This is a genomic window from Corynebacterium sp. HS2168-gen11 (genome assembly GCF_024834075.1).
Taxonomy (GTDB): Bacteria; Actinomycetota; Actinomycetes; order Mycobacteriales; family Mycobacteriaceae; genus Corynebacterium.
The window spans coordinates 40,779-58,001 of the sequence record NZ_JANUXR010000003.1; the positions used below are offsets into that span (position 1 = coordinate 40,779).

Genomic DNA, 17,223 nt, shown 5'->3' on the forward strand with positions numbered 1-17,223 from the left:
GCGAAACCTTCCCTTACACCTGTATCATTACTTCTGCACGCGCCCGTGGCGAAATTGGCAGACGCGCTGGATTTAGGTTCCAGTGTCTTATGACGTGGGAGTTCAAGTCTCCCCGGGCGCACACAATGACAAGGCTCCTTCTTCGGAAGGGGCCTTTTGTGCGTCTCTACTAGCTTTTCGGGCTTTTCGACGCCGCGACGCAGCTTGGCGCGACTGCGGCACACAACTCACGCACAGCCAGCACGTTTGCACTGCGAGCGCAAGGATCGTTCTCGCGATTCCACACGATTCTTCTTGGCAGTTGTCCCACAACAATCGCGCGTCCTATGCCAAGAAGGCATAGACTAGTGCCATGAGCATTTCTCGCGAGTTTGATGAATACATTGACCAACATGGTGGCCAAGTGCACGCAGAAGTGATACCGGAAAGCGAATGCGAGGTGTTTCTTTCTGATGGAGGATTCGCAAGCTGTGTTCTCGCAAGAAATACACGCGAAGATGACATCGCGTTTTGGGAGAGTTTTCACAGCTAGGTGCCCCTTTTCTCAGATTTTCGGCCTAGTAGGAATAGGCGAGTGAAGAAAAAGTTGGAGCAAATATGACACTTTCCTCATGTTTTATGGCATATTTGTAGACAAAACTATTTTTTGGATTGTTCACCGTTCTCGCAAGTTCTTTATCGACGTTGAGCGACACGTTCGTCTCGCACCTCATCGTGCAGCATGAAGATGTACCCCGTGTAACGTGCAACCAACGCGAACAATCCGTTCCCCTTGAACAAATAAGGAGACTTTCACAGTGACCGATCACCGCGTGAAAAGCGAGCACATCACCACAGCATCTCGTTTGGTAACCAAACTAGGGACTGACAATCACAAATTCGCGTTCGTCTTTTCAGGGCAAGGCCTAGATTGGCTGAGCACACTGCGTGCTTCAGTTTCCTTTGGGGCTAGCGCAACTGTGGCGCGCCTCGTCCAAGAAGCAGCCGCACTTTTAGCACCGATTCAAGATGAACTCGCACGCTCGCGTCCACACGGCTTCGATCCGCTTACCTGGGTGCAACAACCTGAGCTTGGCATTGATACCACTCATGCAAGTATCAGCGTGCCAGGTATTGTGCTTTCCCAGCTTGCAACCTTGGAACTGCTCGAAGCTCAAGGCCTTGATCTCGAACGCGCGACAACTGCACTTGGCCATTCTCAAGGTGTGTGGGGTGTCTACGCCTGGCAAGACTTAACCCAAGCGGCCGAAATTTTAGCAATGGCACAGATTGTTGGTGTAGCAGTAGCCCGTCACGGCCGACTCACCGGTCTTATTCGCCAAGGTGAACACATGCCAATGATCAGCATCGATGGCATTACCCGCGAACATCTCACACAAGCTATTGCAACCGCATGTGCGAATATTGCACCTGAGCAACGCCCTGTCATCGGCTTGCAAAATGGTCGCAAGAGTTTTGTCATCGTTGGCCGCCCAGCTGATAATGCCGAGGTTATGGCCCTGTTAGAATCCGAGGCTGCTGCCGATCTGGCAGCTGTGAAAGCCAAACGTAAAGGTGGCGCCCCATTTGCGCCAACCATCCAACCCCTTGCCGTTGAAGTTGGCTTCCACCACCCACTATTACAACCAGGCGTCGAACAAGCTGTTGCATGGGCGGCACAAGCTGGCCTGAATACTGATGTTATGCGCGCCGGGGCAACTGCAACCATGCTCACTGCAGAAGATTGGCCAACCAAAGTTCGGGCAGCTGTGGATGCCGATGTGCGCTGGTTCTTCGATATTGGGCCATATGGCGGCGTCGTCAAGCTTACTGAATCGCTTCTTGCCGGTTACGGTGCCGCAACCTTTGCCGTGTGCGATGCCAATGGCCAGGCAAAGCTTTTCGACGCTGGTCAAGCACCGAATTTACCGCAACCATACTCGAACTTTGCGCCAGTATTAGAACAACGCAATGGCACAGTTTCCGTCAGTACCGCGTTTACGCGTTTGACTGGGCGACGTCCAATTCTTTTACCTGGTATGACACCTACCACGGTGGATCCTGAAATTGTGGCAGCGGCGGCGAATGCTGGATATTGGGCAGAACTTGCTGGTGGCGGGCAGGTCACCCCGGAAATTTTGGCTGCGAACTTGGCAAAATTAGAGGATCTGCTTGATCCTGGGGTAAATGTGCAGTTTAATTCCATGTTTTTGGATCCGCGATTGTGGAAGCTGCAAATTGGTGGCAAGCGGTTGATTCCAAAAGCGCGCGCAAATGGTGCCCCGATTGATGGCATTGTGATTACTGCCGGTGCGCCACGACACGACGATGCAATTGCGCTGGTCAAGCAGCTGCGTGCCGAGGGTTTCCCGTGGGTTGCATTTAAGCCTGGTGCGGTTCGCCACATTCAAAAGAATTTAGCCGTGGCTCGTGAAATCCCAGAGATTCCGGTGATTTTGCATGTCGAAGGCGGTAAAGCAGGTGGGCATCATTCTTGGGAAGACCTTGATGAGCTGCTAATTGCGACCTACGATGAGATTCGTCAGCACCAAAATGTGGTGCTGTGCGTCGGCGGTGGCATTGGCACGCCTGAAATTGCGGCCGATTATATTACCGGTAGCTGGTCACAGCGCTATGGTTTGCCAAAGATGCCAGTTGATGGTGTTTTAGTGGGCACTGCTGCCATGGCAACACTAGAGGCAAAAACTTCTAGTTCCGTGAAACAATTGCTCGTTGAAACTCAAGCAATTGAAGGCTGGTGTGGGGCAAGTAGCGCGGTTGGTGGTTTGTCTTCTGGTAAATCGCAGCTTGGCGCAGACATTTATGAAATTGAAAACTCTTTTGCCAAAGCTGGCAGGCTGTTAGATGAGGTAGCAGCAGATGCTGAGGCAATTGAGGCTCGTAAAGCAGAGATTATTGCAGCGATTAATAAAACCGCCAAGCCATATTTTGGCGAGCTTGAAGAAATGACCTACCAGCAGTGGCTACAGCGCTACCTGGAACTTTCCGGCCCAACCCAAGGACAATGGATCGATGCTGCTTGGTATCAGCGTTTTAGCCAGATGCTGGCACGCACCGAAGCTCGCCTGATTGCGCAAGATCATGGCGAATTTAGCCCACGCATCACCTGCTCTCAGACGCAAGATCCAGCAGTCGCTGTTGATGCACTCGTAAAGTTATATCCGCATGCAGCAACGGATCTGTTGCACCCAAGTGATCGCGCCTGGTTTATTGATACCTTGCGCACCCCTGGCAAGCCGGCGAATTTCGTCCCACGCATTGACCAAGACGTACGCCGCTGGTGGCGGGCAGATACGCTGTGGCAATCACAAGATGAGCGTTACGACGCCGACCAGGTTGCCATCATTCCAGGTATCGCCGCAATTGCCGGTATTACCACTGTCAATGAACCAATTGCTGAGCTTTTTGGACGTTTTGATGCAGCACTTACCCAACGCCTACTTGCCGAAGGCCAGATTGCTACACCGCTTGACCTGGATCCAGCAACTCGCGTGTTGAATGCACCTGGCACCTATTGGGCAGGTAAAAATCAACCATCGTTGATCACTCGCATTGGTGAACCCGCAAGCTGGCAGGCTATTCCACATGGCTATACCCATGTGGCAACTGGCGCGAAGCTTCTGACAGAAGATGCTGAACATGCCCGCTTGAGTGTTCCACTTACTGGTGCAGAAATTTCTGGCACACAGGTAGCACTGAATATTCGCTTTACGACGCCACTGGATGCCGCAGCTGGTACAGCACCACAGGTGACAGCCGCTGATGCAGAAGCAGCCATGCAGGAGCTCACGCTTACTGCCGCAGGTGGCGTACTTGGGGAATATACCGATGCTGGTGTGCAGTGGGAGACCAGCCTTTCTGCTGTTGAAATTGCAGAGTACCAGGCAGTGACAACTGGTGTGCTGCCTACGAGTAGTGCGGCAGCACAAGTGGCTGCTGATGTGCTCGTCGGCAAGGCATGGCCAGCAATTTTTGCAGCCGTGCAAGCAGCGCACATCCCAGGTCAGCACTCCGCATCAGTGATTGAAGGCATGCTGAATTTAGTGCATCTTGAGCATCAATTGCAGCTGCACACAGCATTGCCACAGGTAGGAGAAACCCCACTTCCATTAACGGTTACAGCACGTGTAGAAGACGTACGTGATACTGAGCTTGGCCGCATTATTGCAATCGCGGTGGATATTTACAGTGCGAACACGTTGCTGGCACAGTTGCACGAGCGCATGGCAATTCGTGGCCGAAAAGGCAGCCAACCAGCGCCAACAGCTGTACTCCCAGAAACCTTAGTGGCAACGCCACGTTCGTTTAGAGCACGAGCCACTGTTACCGCGCCACTGTCAATGAAACCATTTGCGCTGGTAACAGGTGATCATAATCCGATTCACCTTTCACCAACGGCAGCTGCTCTCGCGGGATTGCCAAAAGGCGTGATTGTTCATGGCATGTGGACATCTGCCATTGCTCAGCTGGTGGCTACTGCCGGGTACCAGGATGATACCGTTACAACTGCACACGCCACGCTGCACGAGTTCCATGCACGGATGCTGCAGCCAGTGCTTCCTGGCAGCGAGATTGAATTTATTGTTGAGCGCATTGGTCTTGATACCAGAGAAAACTGTGGTGAAGTCCGCGAAATCAATGCGTATGTTGCAGGTGAGCTGGTCTTTACTGCAACTGCAACTCTGCAAGCACCGCGCACCTTCTATGCGTTCCCGGGACAAGGAATCCAGTCGCAAAATATGGGCATGGATGCGCGCGCGAAATCACCAGCAGCACGCGCTATTTGGGATCGCGCCGATGCGCATACCCGTGCGAAGCTGGGCTTTTCAATTATTGAAATTGTGCAGCATAATCCAACGCAGGTGGTAGTTGCTGGGGAAAGTTTCACGCATCCAAAAGGTGTGTTGTTCTTAACGCAATTTACCCAAGTTGCAATGGCATGTTTGGGGGTTGCCCAGATCGCTGAGATGAAAGAAGCGCATGTCCTGCAAAAACGTGCGTATTTCGCGGGCCATTCAGTGGGTGAATATAATGCCTTGGCTGCCTACGCTTCGATTCTGACCTTGGAAAATGTTATTGAAATTGTGTATCAGCGCGGTCTCACCATGCACCGCCTAGTTGAGCGCGATGAACATGGCAATTCCAACTATGGCTTAGCTGCCCTGCGCCCACACAAGATGGGATTAACCGCTGCCAGCGTCTTTGACTATGTGCAGCGTATTTCGGCAGAATCCGGCGAGTTTTTAGAAATCGTGAACTACAACCTGCGCGGCATGCAATATGCTGTGGCCGGTACCTATAAAGGTTTGCAACAGTTAGCCGCTGATGCCGAATCTCGTGGGCCAGGCCAACGCGCCTGCATCATCATTCCGGGTATCGATGTGCCATTCCATTCCACACGCCTGCTTGGTGGCGTTGATGCCTTCCGCGAGCATTTGGATTCCTTGCTGCCACATGAAATTGCGTTGGATGTGCTCGTTGATCGTTATATTCCAAACCTTGTGGCGCGACCATTTAGCCTGAGCCAAGAGTTCGTGCACGCAATGCTGGAGGTTGTTGATGCGCCAATTCTACGCGAGGTACTCAATACCTGGGATACCCAGATTCAGCAGCCACAACGCCTGGCGCGCACGTTATTAGTAGAACTTTTGGCCTGGCAGTTTGCTTCCCCTGTGCGATGGATTGAAACGCAAGATTTATTATTAACCTCGCGTGAACAATCTGGTTTAGGCGTGCAACGATTTATTGAAGTCGGCGTTGGTAGCGCGCCAACCTTGGCAAATATGATGGGGCAAACCTTATCCTTGCCAGAATATGCGCAGGTCACCATTGATGTTGAAAACCTGGAACGCGATCGCGGACGCGTATTCGCCACCGATCAGATTGCACCACCAGCGCGAAGCACACATCCAGAACCGATCGAGCAGCCAGATCCGGAAGCTCCTACACAGCCAGCTGCACCTGTCACCCCAACGATCGAATCAGTTGTATCCCAGCCTGCGGCAGGTCAGGTGGTAGCACCATTAGAATTTGGCCCGGCAGCAGCAACCGCCATGCTCATCGCGTTGTGGACAAAGGTTCGCCCAGAACAAATGAGCTCAACTGATTCCATCGAAACCTTAGTTGAGGGCGTTTCCTCGCGGCGCAACCAGCTGCTCTTAGATCTCGGCGTGGAGTTCGGCCTGGGTGCAATTGATGGTGCCGCCGATGCTGAGCTGCGCGATTTGTACGCAACGCTGACCCGCATGGCCAAAGGCTACACCCCATTTGGGCCAGTCTTAACAGATGCCATCGCCGATGCTTTACGACGCCTCACTGGGCCAGTTGGCAAACGCCCAACCTATATCACTGAATACCTGCAGCAGACCTGGTCACTTGGTGCTGGCTGGGTAGAACATGTCACTGCTGCGCTTGTGTTAGGTGCACGCGAAGGAGCGTCTATCAGAGGTGGTGAATTAGCCACCTTGCAACCAGCACATCCAAGTAGCATTGCGCAATTACACGAACTACTTGATACTGCGGTCGCTGCAGTTGCCCGCGATCATGGGGTAGAAATCCATAAAGCTGGTGGTAATACCGAGCACATGGGTGTGGTAGATTCCCAAGCTCTGGCTGATTTTGCTGCACAGGTGACCGGTAAAACTGGAGTCCTGGCACAAACCGCACATCATATTTTGGCAGCCCTTGGGCTTTCGCCAGAACCTGTGGTGGCAGATACCAGCGCTGAACAAGAAGCACAACAACTCTATGACACGGTTGCTGCTGAACTTGGTGCTGATTGGCCACGACAAGTAGCGCCACGCTTTGATGCTCGTCAAGCAGTCTTGCTCGATGATCGATGGGCAAGTGTACGCGAAGATCTTGCCCGGGTGGCTGCTGGTGAACGACATGCAGATGAGCTGGATATTACTGGCAGTGGGGAAGCCGCAGCCAAGTTGGCAGAATATTTTGAGCTGCCACACCTTGCCGCGCAAGCACGTAATCTTGCCCCGCTTGCTTACAGCGATGATATTGCAGTGGTGACAGGGGCATCGCCAGATTCGATTGCTGCAGCTGTAGTTGCAAAATTATTGCATGAAGGTGCAACAGTGATCGCGACAACCTCGTCGTTAAGTCATACGCGCCTTGGATTCTATAAGGATCTTTATGCACGTCATGCACGTGGCCAAGCCGCATTATGGGTAGTTCCTGCTAACTTATCAAGTTTTGCGGATGTTGATGCGCTTGCACAATGGATTGGTGAAACTCAAACCAGTACGGTGAATGGCCAAACCAAGGTGGAAAAACCAGCGTTGAAGCCAACCTTGTTATTCCCGTTTGCGGCGCCGCGTGTTAGTGGGTCTTTGCAAGATGCAGGCCCAGCGGCAGAATCACAAATGCGCCTGCTGCTGTGGTCGGTTGAACGCCTCATTGCAAAACTTTCCACCATTGGCATTCATACGCATGTGGGACAACGCTTGCATGTGGTACTACCAGGTTCACCAAACCGTGGTCGTTTTGGTGGCGATGGCGCCTATGGTGAATCCAAAGCCGCCCTCGATGCGCTCGTGACTAGGTGGAATGCCGAAACTTCCTGGCAAGCACACACTTCCTTGGTGCATATGCTTATTGGTTGGGTGCGCGGAACTGGCTTAATGGGTGGGAATGATCCACTCGTAACTGCTGTGGAAGCAGCAGGGGTGACTACCTATTCCACCGACCAGATGGCGGCATTCGTACTTGCGAATGTGGAGCCGCAGGTGCGTCGACAAGCAGCGCAGCAGCCGGTTATTGTTGATGTCACAGGTGGATTAGCCGAAGCAACGCTTGATCTTGCGGCACTGGCACGCCAAGTATCGCACTCAACGCCGCAGCTAGCAGCCGAAACACCAACCACGCTGCAGGCATTGCCAACCCCATACCGGCCAATTGTTGAAACCACACCAAACTTTCACGATGCCGTAACCGTAGGTCTTGACGAAATGGTGGTTATTGTCGGCAGTGGTGAACTCGGGCCATTAGGCTCTGCACGCACGCGATTCGAAGTTGAGATTTCCGGCAAGCTCAGCGCAGCCGGTGTGACGGAATTAGCGTGGTCAATGGGGCTGATTCGCTGGGAGAGCGACCCAACGCCAGGGTGGTATGACACCAACGATGCCTTCATTGCAGAAGCTGATATTTATGATCACTTCCACGACATCGTCTTACAGCGCATTGGTATTCGCCAATTCCACGACGATTTCGAAATGGTGAATAACCTCGCACCAGAGCTTACAACCATTTACCTTGACCACGACATCAGCTTCCCAGTTGATGATCAGGCCACAGCGACCAGCTTTGTCACATCAGAACCACAGCACACTACGGCTCATTTTGATGCGGACAGTCAAGAATGGATTGTCACCCGCAAGGCAGGCTCCGCCATTCATGTTCCGCGTCGCATGGCGATGACACGTGTGGTTGGTGGCCAAATCCCTGAAGGATTCGACCCAGCGGTCTACGGCATTCCAGCCGATATGATCGATAACCTCGATCGAGTTGCCGTCTGGAATATCGTGGCAACAGTCGATGCATTCCTATCGTCTGGCTTTAGCCCAGCAGAACTGCTCGGCGCACTGCACCCAGCACGCGTAGCCTCAACCCAAGGCACTGGCCTTGGTGGCATGCAAGCAATGCGATCGCTGTATATCGATGGGCTCTTGGCACAACCACGCCAACACGATATTTTGCAAGAAGCGCTACCAAACGTTATTGCAGCACACGTCATGCAATCCTATATTGGCGGCTATGGCCAAATGATTCACCCAGTAGCCGCATGCGCCACCGCAGCAGTATCCGTGGAAGAAGCCTATGACAAAATCAAACTTGGCAAGGCAGATTTCGTTGTCGCCGGCGGATTCGATGACCTTTCCATTGAAGGCATCACCGGCTTTGGGGATATGGCAGCAACTGCCGATACCACCGCAATGCGCGCAAAAGGCATTGACGATCGCTATGTTTCGCGGGCAAATGATCGCCGCCGTGGCGGATTCGTGGAAGCTGCAGGTGGCGGCACCGTCTTAGTCACCCGGGCATCTTTTGCCTTAGAAATGGGACTGCCAGTACACGGCGTGATTGGCTTTGCAGAATCCTTCGCAGATGGCGCACACACCTCCATCCCAGCGCCGGGTCTTGGCGCACTGGGTGCTGCATGCGGAGGCACACACTCACGTTTGGTCACCCAATTACGCAGCGTCGGTGTGACACCAGATGAGATTGCCATTATCTCCAAACACGACACCTCGACCACCGCCAACGATCCAAACGAATCGCAGCTGCACGAACGCATTGCCACCGCAATTGGTCGCAGCAGCGGCAATCCGCTCTATGTGATCTCGCAAAAAACGCTCACCGGCCATGCTAAAGGTGGCGCAGCAGCATTCCAAATCATCGGATTAACCCAAGTACTGCGCACAGGCGTAATCCCAGGAAACAAATCCCTCGACTGCGTTGATCCAGTACTGGCACAACATCCACACCTGGTGTGGCTGCGCAATAGCCTGGATCTTTCCTCCCTGCCGCCAAAAGCAGGCTTGGTGACATCCCTCGGATTCGGACACGTTTCAGCCCTGGTGGCAATTGTGCATCCAGCTGCCTTTGCAGAAGCAGTGCGTGTTGCATATGGCCAGGCACGGGTCGAGCAGTGGCGTCGACAAGCAATCGAACGCGAAGCCGCCGGATATCGTCACATTCTCGAGGGCATGCATGGCACAACCGCCCTCTACCAGCGCCCAGTTGATCGCAACCTTGGCGCCACTGGTGCAGCCGCCCAAGAACGCGAAATCGCGATCCTTGTAAGCGAGCACACCAGGCTTATCGACGCAGTCTTGGAACCAAATCCGGATTCAAGCAACTAACTGCCTGACTGTTACGAAAAGGCTTTGCAACTGTGTGTACTCCACACGCTGCAAAGCCTTTTGGCATAATAAGCGAAACCGCCTATTAAGGAGAATCCACGGATGCAACCAGCACAGGTTATACCGGGCGTTGATATTGTGCATATACCAAGTTTTGCTGCACAACTAGCAATCCCAGGATCGCGCTTCGAGCACGTCTTTAGCCCCCAAGAACTTCGCCATGCACAGGAGCATCCGCGCCGGGCTGAGCATTTGGCAGGGAAATGGGCGGCGAAAGAGGCATTTCTAAAAGCGTGGAGTTTATCGTTGCTGGGTGCTCCTCCTGTGCTTGCAGCCACAGAGGTGAACTTCGCGGATATTGAAGTGCTGCCGGATCAGTGGCAGCGTCCGCATATTTATTTACGCGGCGCTATTGGCCAGTTGTGTCCGTGGGATGAAGCAAATGTGAGTATTAGCCATGATGGCGCGTACGCAATTGCAATGGTCACGGTGGTGAATAGTTAGTGCAGGTGCTGTATTCACTCGTGATTAACTCGTGGCTACGGCGAAAAGGTAGGCAATGAGCATGCGTTTGATTTCTTCTACCGTGGCGTGGAATTCTGCGTCGCTAATATGCTCGTCGGTGACAGCATAATTCAGCAGTGACACTAACGTGTGCACGAGTAGTCCTGCAATGCTTAAACGCGTTGATTCAGGGACACCTGGGGAAAGCGGACGTAGGACATGCGCCAAGATTTCTAAGACAGGTCGTTCGGTATCGGCGGCAGTCGCACGGGTGGCTGGAGTTGATTGCACGGCATGCCAGACGGCTCGGCGTGAGCGATCCGCGCGCCACATATCAGCGAAGTGCTCGATGAGTTCATCAAGAATATCGGGCCACTGTAGTGCTGGTACCTGCTGGGCAAAGGCCGTGAGTTCAGCAACGGTTGCTGCGGTATCTTCGCGATCGAGTTCGCAAATCAGCACGTATTTATTCGCAAAGAATTGATACAGCGTACCAATTGGCACTTCGGCGCGTTTGGCCACTTCATCGAAGGTAAACGACTCAAAGCCAAGATCAACAAGTACATCTCGTGCAGCTTGGAGGATCCGACTATAGCGTTGTTTGGAGCGTTGCTGCGCAGGCCGACGCCGTGGCTGGAGAATCTCTCCCTCAGCCACGATCTTCGGAGTTTTTTCTGCGCTTGTCACTTAGCTATTTAAGGTTTTCAGAATGCGAGCAACATGGCCAGTGGCACGAACATTATAGAACGCCTGCTCAATACGCCCATCAGCACCAACAAGGAAGGTGGAACGAATCACGCCTTGCACAATTTTGCCGTAATTCTTCTTCTCGCCAAATGCACCATAGGCTTCCATGACTTCTTTGCTGGAATCCGAGAGCAATGGGAACGTTAAAGCGTGATCGTCGCGGAACTTTGCCAGTTTCTCAACAGTATCGGGTGAGATCGCAACTACATCAATGCCGAGGTCGTTCAATGGCGCTAAAGAATCGCGGAAATCGCAGGCTTCTTTGGTGCAACCTGGCGTGTTTGCACGTGGATAGAAATATACAATTACGCGCTTACCAGCATAATCGTCTAACGATGTGATCTGGCCGTGATCGTTTTCTAAGCGAAATGGGGGAGCGACGTCGCCAATTTCAAGCCGTACCTGTTGTGTCATAGTGCTTAGTTTACCTTGCTTTCGCCCATTTTCGGCTGGAACGTACTAAGGTAGGAAGTAAGATTCTTACACAAATTTCTAAGGAGTCCAAAGTGGCACGAAATCTTGATGATATTCAACGCGATATCGAACGCGCCCGTCGTCAGTTGGCATCTACTCTTGATGAGATTGCTGATCGCACCAAGCCACAGCATTTGGTAGAAGAAGCAAAAGCTGGTGTGGTTGAAAAATTCCAAGATCCTCAATTCCAAAAGATTGTTGCTGGCGTCTGCGTTGCTGTTGTGGCATTTGTAGCACTGGGTGTACGTTCAGCTGCAAAGAAGAAGAAGGACCTCAAGGAACTTCAGGCGTTGCTTGCCTCCCGAGCATAAGTAGCTACGCTGCGGATACAGCGTAGTGCTGATGTGATACTTGCTTTTTCGAAAGTACAAACGAGCATAGAACCCCGATATTCACAGTGTGGAGTAGCGGGGTTTTGTGCGTTATGGATATGTCACGTTAGTGCGGTTGTGTTGTTCGAATAATAACCGTGTGCGCGTGTGGCACTAAGAGCACAAGATGAAATGGCAGATGCAAAGAGTCAGATTATTGCACAGGCCCGCATCGTTGCAAGTACAGGTGAGCTTGTGACTATCGCGAGGCTGACGTATGCGGTACACCGGAAGGCACGGTATCTTTGTGTGCATTTTCGTGCTGCTTGGTTTTTGAAGTAAGGGGACAGTAGTACGACGCCTGAATTGTGGCTGTGATGATGATTTGGTGCAGTTGGAAGTGCATATTCAGGACTCTATGGCGTTGTGACGGATGAAGTGAATTGATGTTGCATAGAAAAAGATCGGTGCCTAGTACACATGAGACGTACTGATACCGATGGCGACGAAGCCACTGGTGCTTTTGAATATGCTGAGTGTTACTGGAGTGCCGTATCTTCCATTGACGAAATAAAAAGTGGATCGCAATTGGCTGCGGGATATAGCCGAGAACATGGATCATCTACCTGCAACTCGACATCGAGGAGCAGAGAAGCGCAGGAGTGACGGTAGGTTTCGACTGCGCTTGCAACATATTTGGCGTATACCAAATCAAAGAGCTACATACTTCACAGAACAGAAAACATCGGACCTGTGAAATTGAAGTAACTATTTTTCGCAGGCAACGCCATCACCGTCACGGTCCAAGCCAGGCCGATAGCCTGGGTCACCGATATACAGTGGTGCAGCACCAACAGCCTTCGCAATCTTGCAATTAGCGTAATAAGTCTGCTCCACTGGTGCTGGGATAGGAACTTCTGGCGCAGGCGCAGGCGCTGGCGCAGGTGCTGGAGCAGGTGGGGGTACGGCTGCTGGCACGACTGGCGGTGCTACTGGTGGGTCCACAGGTGGAGGCGGTGTTACTTGTTGTTCCACGATAGTTGGTGGAGCAGGAGGCTTTTGTAGAGGAGATTCCGGCGTAGGCGCTGATGAATCTACATGAGTTGGTGAAGTTTGCGGTGATGGTTCAGTGCTGCTAACACGTGTGGTACTGCTAACACGGCTGGTACTGCTAACACGGCTGGTGCTGCTAGCACGGCTGGTGCTGCTGGCACGTGTGGTGCTGATGACACGACTGGTGCTGTTGGCCGAAGTTTTCGATATTAGCGTATTCGTAGTGGTTCTTGATGGCTTAGAATCAGCAGAGATAGCTACAGATGTTGATGGAAGCGCGCTTGTCTCAGCCGTAGCGTCTGAATATTCAAGATCTCCACAGGCTGTGAGGGTGAGGATACAGAAAAGACTACCGGCGAGAATGCGAATCGGAGTGCGTCGTAAAGCAGTAGGGGGCTGGTGCAGGGTTGCGAGCATACGAATCGATCATCCTTAACACATAAGCTGCGCAGATGCTCTTGCACCAAGTGGCGATGATATGGCACTAAGGTGCAGAGCCTGAGCCAAATGATAGGGGAATGCAGAAAAGCCAGGTTCAAACTCTGGTTGTATTGTAACGTAACGGTGTAAAAAACTGCATTCCTCGGGAAGGCAGTGCAAGCGGTGTACAACCAGCAGGTGTGACGTATAAAACCCGATGTCACGGGCATGCAACATCGGGAGAATCGGTAGAGCAAAGTGTATATCGCTGGAATGGCACACAGCTTTTGCGATTAAGCTAACTGCGCGCCGGTTTTCACCATTTCCTGCAAAGCGGCGTTGCCAGTTTCTTCGGTGACAGGTGCCACTAAATCGGTGAGTACCTTTACCTCAAAACCGTTTGCTAAGCCGTCGAGTACGGTTGCGCGTACGCAGTAGTCGGTTGCGATGCCAACAACGTCAAGGATGGTAATTTCCCGCTCGCTGAGCCACTGGTGCAACTTAGTTGTGGAATCAGAGGCCGCAAGTCCTTCAAATCCTGAGTAGGCGGCTTCGTGCGCGCCTTTGAGGAAGATCTCGTCGAACTGATCTTCAAGCGGCTGCAGCGCCGGATGGAACTCTGCGCCTTGCGTTTCTGCTGCGCAGTGCACTGGCCAGGAGTCTACGAAATCAGGTTCTGCTGAAAAATGGGAGCCTGGATCGATATGCCAGTCTTTGGTTGCTACGATCGCGGCGTATCGGTGTGTGTTTGCCACGATGTATTGAGCGATTGCTTCGGCAACAATTCCGCCGCGTTCTGTGGCAAGGGAACCGCCTGGACAAAAATCTTGTTGAACATCAACAACTACTAATGCTCGCTTCATGCACGTTAGTGTAGCGTGAAACACAGTAGAAATAAATGCATGGTGTCAGAATTGCCCCTTGTGTGTGGTCTTTCTGAAAGTTTCAGCGGAGACAAAGCGATATGCATATAAAAAACCTCCTCGCACGAAGCAAGGAGGTAAACTGTGCGCCATCAGGGACTTGAACCCCGAACCCACTGATTAAGAGTCAGTTGCTCTGCCAATTGAGCTAATGGCGCGTATATGTGTATCAAAGGCTTGGCCTTCATACGCACGCGCTTGATACTAGCAAGATCCGTTGCTAAAAGAAAATTCGCAGCTCGTGAGAGCCATTTATGGCTCTGCTCATTGCTTTTCGACGCGGACCCGTTCCTCGGCATCTCGCTGATGCTTCGCTTTCGTGTGTATTGCACGGGTGTCGTGCCGTGCGTTTCAGTAGGTAGCTTGAAGAATCGAGAGTAAGCGATATCGACACGGTGTGAGGGTTAAGGGACAAAAAGTGTGTCCCTTAACCCTTATTCCCTGATAAAAGCGCTCCTGCACGCTGGTTGTCGGAGCGCTTTGATTGCTGGTTTATATCAAGCTTTGGATCGTAGGCAACGCTTCGATCTTTGTGATTGCGCCTTTCGATATATGCAAATAAACATCGATAGAATTGCCAAATCTAATTTTATAATGTGTCATAATTCAATTACCGATGTGGTGCATATCTCATCCTGGATAGGAATTTCTTCAATCTATGAGATAGGGAGAGTTTCGATGCATCGTTATATCGATGAAGAATCCAAGGACGCGTTTGAAGTGGAGGATTCTAACACGGTTATGAGTCCGCGCCAGGATGTCGGTCATGAAGAGATATGGCGAAGGCTGGGAGTGAAGCTTATATGCCTCACCCCCAGTTAATTTTTGGAGGATTGAATGGAATTAGAACTGGCGGAAGCGCTTGGCATAGCTGTAGATAGGGAGCTTCGGTTTTGCCAGAGGAAGTGGCGGAAGTGCTTGATATGGATCTAACTCGAGTTCTTCAGTTTTGGCAGCGATGCTACCAAGCAGGAGTCATATTTAATTCGATTGATCCCTTCGATGACTGGAGTTTCTAATGCGTACAGCTCTTACGACAAGGAAGTCTTTGTTTTTGCTCTCAGCTGCAGCAATTTCAGGATTAGGAGATGGCTTAGTTCCTACAGCGTTTGCTATCCAATCTCATAGGCTAGATGATTCGGGTAGGGGACTAACGATTGTCCTCATTGCCTTATGGATTGGACGATTCGCTTCGTCATTGCTGGTACGGAGGCTTCCTCCGCCGACTTTCCCTGTGAGATGGATGCTTTGGGCTGATGGAATCCGGTTGCTCGCACAACTTTTGCTGCTTGCATGGGCACACATATCCGGACTCGGATACACAATTGTGGCATTGGCGATTTCAGCGTTGTTTTATGGGATAGCCACGTCTTTCTTTGCGCCTGGAAGATTCGGCTTGATAAGCACAATTTTCACAGCAGATGAGCGACAAAAAGTGAACGGGGCCTTATCTATTATCGGGGATATCTTTTTTGTTGTTGGCCCCGTCGTGGGCACTTGGCTGATGCTATGGTTCGGATTTGATGTGGTATTGCTTTTGGATGCTGCGACCTTTGTGGTGGGAATGATATTACTCTCGCGATTTTATGGTGCATCGACTTCTGAGAAAGAGGATTCCTTTTCAGAGGCTTCAGATGCGGTCACTCATTCTCGGGAAGTGCGTGGGGATACATTACCTTATTGGGTTACTGCCGGATTGGCTACTTGGTTTGCAGTATCGTTGACCATTGGATATTTGGGCTCCGCTGCGCCTACATTCATTATGAATCGCTTTGACGAGTCTTCTTGGGGATGGGTTGCCATGGGTATGGCTGTCGGTTCCTTAATTGGTTCATCTGTATCGATGACGTCTTGGCTTAATCTAGTTTCCTGGAGGGGTAAACAAGGACTTGCTTGTTTAACGGTGATGGGGCAAGTTCTGGCGTTGGTTCTGGCGCCTCATTTGGCCTTAGTCATCGCCTTATCTTTTTTGGGATCTGCAGTAACTACACTTGCGGGGATTGCGTGGGACATTTTAGGCCAAGCTTTCTCCAACCCTGGTGCAGTTCATTCTTTCGCTACTCGTGATCAGTTGGTGAACACGACGGCGATTCCTTTAGGGATGCTTCTTGTTGCTTTTACGGCTGGAAATCCCATGCTTGGGGTAACTACGGTATTGATCGCATTAGGGGCTAGCATAGTGCTATGTGTAATTCCTGGCCTTTGGAAAGGAATTGAAAAGAGTGAAGTAAGGGAAAGGGTTGCTTAATTAGGAATCTCTGCTGATTTTAGAGTGAGAATATAGGCTTGCCGCCCCCGTCAGGTCTGGGGCGGAGTGGTCTGTAATAAAGAATCGAGTGAACAAACTCATGCCAGACAGCCGACTAAGATCAAAGCAGAAGATGCGTTGAAAATACGCAACCAACACAGCGTGGACACAGACGAAACAAACGCCTGCCATTGCTACTTGCTCACCCGCATAATTCACTAATCGATCGCGCACTTGTCTGCCTGCCATCAGCGCCTATTTCCTTGGTGTAAATAGTTCCCTTGAGTATTGAACCCCTGAAACTGGCGTATAGAAGTAATATTTGAAGCCTTTATAGTCTTGTGGTGGTTTAATTCCAGATTAGGGGACAGGCCATAAGCAATATGCAGTTCCCCGACGGTCGCCGGTTGGCTGTGTTCTTTGGTTGCTGGGTGCATATTCGACTCACCCGGTAGATGTTTGTTTACCTGATACCGTGAAATACGGTTTACGAAAGACGCTTTTTATGTGGTGTCTGAAGTGGCTTCCTCGTCGGTGCATGGTGAAGACTTGCGTGTCGAAGCGGGCTAATACTGCGCGCCTGTTCGGTGAGTGGACAGCCTTATGACAAAGGAAGGCGATCCTATGGGTAAACACTCAAAGGACACATCCGGTCGAGGTTATGTCGG

At 51.6% G+C, this 17,223-nt stretch carries 10 protein-coding genes and 2 tRNA genes; 6 read left to right on the forward strand and 6 right to left on the reverse strand.

What is annotated here, in order from left to right; translation table 11 throughout:
* Positions 1–39: 39 nt before the first annotated feature.
* The 4 genes from NXS99_RS02760 to NXS99_RS02775 all read left to right on the forward strand — a co-directional run bounded on the left by NXS99_RS02760 (position 40) and on the right by NXS99_RS02775 (position 10,379).
* Positions 40–121 (forward strand) — tRNA-Leu (locus NXS99_RS02760).
* A 231-nt stretch (positions 122–352) separates the two neighbouring features.
* A complete protein-coding gene (locus NXS99_RS02765) occupies positions 353–532 on the forward strand; it encodes a hypothetical protein (RefSeq protein ID WP_259287154.1) in 180 nt (59 codons plus the stop codon).
* Positions 533–797: 265 nt separating this feature from the next.
* The gene (locus NXS99_RS02770) at positions 798–9,875 is read left to right on the forward strand and encodes a type I polyketide synthase (RefSeq protein ID WP_259287155.1); all 9,078 of its coding nucleotides are present in this window, start codon (positions 798–800) and stop codon (positions 9,873–9,875) included.
* A 102-nt stretch (positions 9,876–9,977) separates the two neighbouring features.
* Positions 9,978–10,379 carry a holo-ACP synthase gene (locus NXS99_RS02775; protein ID WP_259287156.1) on the forward strand — a complete coding sequence of 134 codons (402 nt, stop codon included), beginning with the start codon at positions 9,978–9,980 and terminating at the stop codon, positions 10,377–10,379.
* Positions 10,380–10,403: 24 nt separating this feature from the next.
* On the opposite strand, the gene NXS99_RS02780 is transcribed toward NXS99_RS02775, so the two are convergent.
* Positions 10,404–11,066 (reverse strand): TetR/AcrR family transcriptional regulator, encoded by a 663-nt coding sequence (locus NXS99_RS02780; RefSeq protein ID WP_259287157.1) that lies wholly within the window; start codon positions 11,064–11,066, stop codon positions 10,404–10,406.
* Positions 11,067–11,540 (reverse strand): thioredoxin-dependent thiol peroxidase, encoded by a 474-nt coding sequence (bcp, locus tag NXS99_RS02785; RefSeq protein WP_259287158.1) that lies wholly within the window; start codon positions 11,538–11,540, stop codon positions 11,067–11,069. It abuts the gene before it with no gap.
* 92 nt (positions 11,541–11,632) lie between these two features.
* Between bcp and NXS99_RS02790 the strand changes: the two genes are divergently transcribed.
* Positions 11,633–11,911, forward strand: a complete 279-nt coding sequence (locus tag NXS99_RS02790) for a DUF3618 domain-containing protein (protein ID WP_259287159.1) — start codon at positions 11,633–11,635, stop codon at positions 11,909–11,911.
* Between the two features lie 768 nt (positions 11,912–12,679).
* Here NXS99_RS02790 and NXS99_RS02795 read toward each other — a convergent pair.
* From NXS99_RS02795 to NXS99_RS02810, 4 genes are all read right to left on the reverse strand, one after another.
* Positions 12,680–12,946: an excalibur calcium-binding domain-containing protein gene (locus NXS99_RS02795; RefSeq protein WP_259287160.1), complete on the reverse strand. Its 267-nt coding sequence runs from the start codon at positions 12,944–12,946 to the stop codon at positions 12,680–12,682.
* A 59-nt stretch (positions 12,947–13,005) separates the two neighbouring features.
* Positions 13,006–13,143: a hypothetical protein gene (locus NXS99_RS02800; RefSeq protein ID WP_259287161.1), complete on the reverse strand. Its 138-nt coding sequence runs from the start codon at positions 13,141–13,143 to the stop codon at positions 13,006–13,008.
* Between the two features lie 534 nt (positions 13,144–13,677).
* On the reverse strand, positions 13,678–14,247 hold the full coding sequence (locus tag NXS99_RS02805; RefSeq protein WP_259287162.1) for an isochorismatase family protein: 570 nt from the start codon (positions 14,245–14,247) through the stop codon (positions 13,678–13,680).
* Positions 14,248–14,392: 145 nt separating this feature from the next.
* Positions 14,393–14,465, reverse strand: a tRNA-Lys gene (locus NXS99_RS02810).
* An 860-nt stretch (positions 14,466–15,325) separates the two neighbouring features.
* Between NXS99_RS02810 and NXS99_RS02815 the strand changes: the two genes are divergently transcribed.
* Positions 15,326–16,555, forward strand: coding sequence for an MFS transporter (locus NXS99_RS02815; protein WP_259287163.1), 1,230 nt, complete (start codon positions 15,326–15,328; stop codon positions 16,553–16,555).
* Positions 16,556–17,223 lie beyond the last annotated feature (668 nt).